Below are 4,822 nucleotides of genomic sequence, written 5' to 3'. Positions count from 1 at the left end.
ATGAAAAACATGAGAAGTTATTTGTTACTTTTTTTATTGCTGTCGAATATTAGTTGCGGTAACTCTATGCAGCGTGATAATGAAGCGAAAGAGGAGGAGGAAGCAGTTTATACAATCCGTTTGGAAGAATGTTTAAACACCCCAAAAGCAATGACGCTTTCAGAGATAGCCGATACGGTCGAATATATAGAGTTGAAAGCTCCTTCTTCCAAAATTATAGTAGCGGGCGATATCAAATGTTCAAAAGACTACCTGTTTGTAAATTCCGGCACAATCTGCCAGTTTACCCCAGAGGGGAATTTTATACGGGAAATAGGGAAACAAGGACAAGGCCCCGGAGAATTTAATATGATTTTAGGATATTCTGTGAATGACGAAAAGAAAGAACTGATAATTGTGGATAGCCAGAAAGTTCTTTTTTATTCGTTTGACGGCTCTTTTTTGCGTTCATCAAAGCTGCCTGGTAGCTATTTTAGTATGGAACGGTCAGATAGTATTTATTATGCTGCTAAACAGGTTTTTGGACGTGAAAAGTATGTGTTAACAATGCTGGATAACAAGCTTGACACCATAGGAGGAATTCCTAACACATGCTTTTATGAACCCGGAGAAGGATTTACTTATGGAACTTTTGTGAACGGACGTGAACCATTTTATTCATATAAAGATAAAATTTATTTTAAAGGATTCGAAGACAATGATACGATTTGGAGGTTAGATGGTCCGGATTATAAGGTACATACTATTATTGACATGGGAAAATATAAATCCCCTTTGGAAATGACGTTTAATGAGCGATTTAGTAATTTTCGTAAGAAATTAGGTGATTATTATCAGATACCAAGAGTTTTGGAAGATGAACATTATATGTATTTGCAATGTCGCTATTATTATAATCCGGAAATGAAATGCCCGAGAGTTGTTTATGATAAAAAGAATCGGACAGGATTTGTTATCAATAAAGAGGATGATAAAGTTGGAATCGTGGATGATATAGCCGGAGGTCCTTCTTTTTGGCCAGATATAATAACCGATGAGTATTATCTGTCCCTTTTTGAACCTGGAGCATTGTTGGAAAAAAGCGAAGCATTGGAGAGCCCTTCTCAGGCATATAAAAAGTTCCTGAAAACAATAGATGAGGATAAAAGTAATTCAATATTGGTGCGCGTCAGGAGAAAGTGAGAAGAATTTTTGAAAAGGTAGTACTGGCAAAATAAGGAGCAATAATCCGAATTGATAAAAAAAGTAAAAAGTTTTGTTGATTCAGGATTATTGCTTAAATTTCAACGTTTCAAGGTAATCTTATATATGATGAAACAGATAATAACTATTTTAGCAGTACTACTCTTGTCAGCTTGTGGAAAGCAACAAAAGTGGAACAATTTGGAAGAGGTATCTCTTTCCGACTTGCCTTGTGATACCATTTGGACGATAGAAGACTATCGGAATTTCCCATCGTTGCAAATCTTAAATGACTCGTTGTTGTTTGTCAAAAACACTATGCAGCAGTATTCTTATCAAATATTGAACTATCAGGACAAGTCCGCCTGGTCTTATTGTGATACAGGCGATACGGATACGATTCCATTGCCCCGGTATCCGGGTTTAAAAGCAACGATTGATTTTTATCATTACGGTTCTTGCTCCTTTAAGACCCTGGATATTGCGAATGGTTCGATAACGAGAACATTCACCTCTCTTTTTCATTTGAAAGAAAATACCCCATCTTTAGGCGCAATGAAGCTAAAAGAAAATGTATACGTAGGGATGGCCTATAACGGTTCCGGCCTGTTTAAAATATATGAGCACAAAGACGACTATTATTGGATATACGACTATGGCAGAATGCCGGTAAAAGGAGGGGGTGTCGGTGAAGCATTCCGTGCAAAATATGCGGGAACTATGGACGGAGATGGGAAATATTTTGTATATGGTAGTTATGATTTCAGTTACATAGCCTTATATAAATGGTCCGGCAAGGAGTTGCAATTTCAGTGGGAACGAACATTGGGTAAGAATAATTATGAAATTAAACCGAATCGTATATCACTAAAAGGAGGACATACGCGTGGTTTTGAAGAAGTGAAATTGACAAAGAAACATATTTACGCATTAAACAATGTCAATTCTTCTGTCCACTCTCCGTTAAAAAACACGATAACAGTATTGGATAGAAAGGGTTATATCGTAGCCCGCTACAAAACCCACGAACCCATGTACTCGCTAGCAGTAGACCAAGACGAAAAATATCTATTTGCAGTACTGTTGCGAAAGGAAGGGGAAAGATCCTGTATCGTGCGTTATAATCTGGCTAAATAACTGGTAAAATGAGAATATCTGCATTTCTGATACTTTATTTCTGTTTATCAAGCCTTATAGCATGCCGGCAAACTACCACGATAGCTCCGGTTTTGCATCAGGCCGAAACCTTTATGTCCGAATCTCCCGATAGTGCACTGCTCTTATTGGAAGCTATTCAATCCCCGGAAAAACAATCCGCGGAAGATTATGCAACCTGGTGCCTGCTACTGACACAGGCACGGGATAAGAATTATCTGGAGCATACATCGGATTCGGTGATAAATATAGCAATTGATTACTTTGAACATACAAATAATCATAGTAGGTATGCAACATCTCTATATTATAAAGGAAGAGTCCTCCAAAGTTTGAATGAGAGAGAGAATGCTATAAAAGTTTATTTGAGGGCTTTAGATATAGCGAAAGAAGGTACTGATTATAGTTTGTTGTTTTTAATTACTTCACAGATTGGTCATCTATATGCTTATCTACCTCTGGTGAAACAAACTTTATCAGCTTATCAGGATTCTTATAAATATGCTGTTTTAGATAAAGATAGTTCATCTATAGCTGTAGCTTATGCCTATATAGGTAGAGCTTACGGGTTGCAAGAAGATTGGTCGCATGCAATCTCTTCCTACCAAGAAGCAATCAAAATAGCCGAAAAGATTAGAGATAAAGCGATTTTGAGACTTGGGCTAAACGAACTTGCTTCTATTTATGTCCGTACACGCCAATTGGAATTGGCTTCAGCTTGCCTGCATTATGTAGAAAAGATGGAAGATATTCATTCTGATAAAACAAGAATTTATTTGTCAATCGGAAATATGTATAGAATCTGGAGTAAATATGATAAAGCAGAGAAATATCTAAATAAAGCACTTCAGGCGGATAATATATATACTAAAAGAAGAGTTTACCAATCTTTCTATTATTTATTCGAGGAACAGGGTAAATATGAAAAGGCTATAGAGTACAATAATAAATTCTGGAAATATACGGATTCGATAAGTTCGCTGAAGACACAGGAAATGATATTGGATATAACGGCAAAGTATGAGAATGAAAAATTGCTAAATATCAATAGCCAACTGCGCTGGAAGCAAAAGCAGAGAATGTTATTCTTTGTTATCCTTTTTTTGATATTTAGCGGTTGTGTTTATGGCTTAGTAATGAATTTTCATCGTGTTTTGCTAGAAAAGAATCGAAGAATGCTATCAATAAAGCGGAAGTTAGGGATTTATTCAAGAGAATTGGAAAAAGGGAAAAAGTTGATATTGAAAAATGAAGAGAAAATCAGATACTTAAATGATTTGATTAAAGAAGATAAAAGCAAACAAGAACAATTAGAAAATGAGAGAAAGAATATTTTGCTAAAAAATGAGAAAATAAAAAAGACGAATGAGAAATTATGTATTAAGATAAATAACTTAGAATGTTCTTTAGATTTGAAAGGAAAGGATATTGAGAAGTATCAGACAAAATTGAAAAAGAAAGAGGCTTGCCCAAATATCCTTCTTCGCATAAAACAGGATTTGTCTGAATTGAGTAATGAGGATTGGGATGAGTTGTTTGTCATGGTTGATGTGATGTGTAATTGTTTTTCTAAACGATTAAGAGAGAAACATCCCATGTTAACAAATGATGACCTGAAGTTTTGTTGTTTGGCTAAATTAAATTTTTCTATTTTGGATATCGCTGTATTGATGAATATACAGAAATCAACAGTGAGTAAGAGAAAACAACGGATAATAAAGCATATAAATGATCCTAATATAACAAATGTGGAAAAATTGGATGACTATATCGCGCATTTTTGATACTGCCTGTCCATCTTACTTGTATAAATAATGGACGTGAAATCGTTGTAATATATTGTTTTATAGTGCGTTATGTCTGTGCTTGGCCTGTCCATCAGAAATGTATATATTGTTGTACCTTTGCTTTCAATCAAATTAATAAAAACTAAATATTATGCAATTGAAAAATCTAGTACGCATTTTAAGTGTGATTTTATGCTTTACACTTTTATTGAATCCTATTACTCTTTTGGCTGAAGATGATGGAAATACGGTGTCGACAGTAAAGAAAAAGGATATACCTTTAGATGGTGAATGGTTGGAAGGGAAGCGTTCCGTAATTGCTGATTGTCCTATTACTGTAGTTTTGGGTGCGACTAATTTGTTCATTCAAACTACTTCTTTTCGTTCTGACATAGTTGTAAGAATCATGGATGGTTCAACTGTTGTTAAAGAAGAGATAATAAAAGCTCCAATGTGTTTTTTATCTATACCACTTGATGGTTGGGAAACAGGGAAAGAGTATCATTTGGAGTTGACGAATCAGTGGGGGGATTGCTTATTAGGCGATTTTTCTCTTGATTGAATATGAAAAGGGAAAGCAGCGACTACTAAAATCAATATATCTTATGGAAACCCCTAAAGTCATTCATCAAATATGGTCATCCAAACGGATGCCTCTCCCTGAAGTTTTCAAGGAATTGTCGGAAACTTGGAAAGAA

Annotated in this window: 4 protein-coding genes; all 4 read left to right on the top strand. The window is 35.3% G+C overall.

Annotated features, from left to right (window positions below):
• The coding region (locus DW103_RS17665; RefSeq protein ID WP_122278570.1) for a 6-bladed beta-propeller at window positions 1-1,182 on the top strand (1,182 nt) is incomplete at its 5' end.
• A gap of 126 nt (window positions 1,183-1,308) precedes the next feature.
• Complete coding sequence (locus DW103_RS17660) at window positions 1,309-2,319, top strand: hypothetical protein (RefSeq protein ID WP_122278568.1); 1,011 nt, start codon at window positions 1,309-1,311, stop codon at window positions 2,317-2,319.
• A 113-nt stretch (window positions 2,320-2,432) separates the two neighbouring features.
• Complete coding sequence (locus DW103_RS17655) at window positions 2,433-4,121, top strand: tetratricopeptide repeat protein (protein ID WP_158576713.1); 1,689 nt, start codon at window positions 2,433-2,435, stop codon at window positions 4,119-4,121.
• Between the two features lie 154 nt (window positions 4,122-4,275).
• Entirely contained in the window at window positions 4,276-4,686 is a 411-nt protein-coding gene (locus DW103_RS17650) for a DUF3244 domain-containing protein (protein WP_122278564.1), read from the top strand.
• Window positions 4,687-4,822 lie beyond the last annotated feature (136 nt).

Source organism: Parabacteroides sp. AM08-6 (assembly GCF_003473295.1).
In the GTDB taxonomy this organism is placed as follows: domain Bacteria; phylum Bacteroidota; class Bacteroidia; order Bacteroidales; family Tannerellaceae; genus Parabacteroides.
Note: the sequence above shows the minus strand (reverse complement) of the source record. Positions and strands in the feature narration are given on the sequence as shown.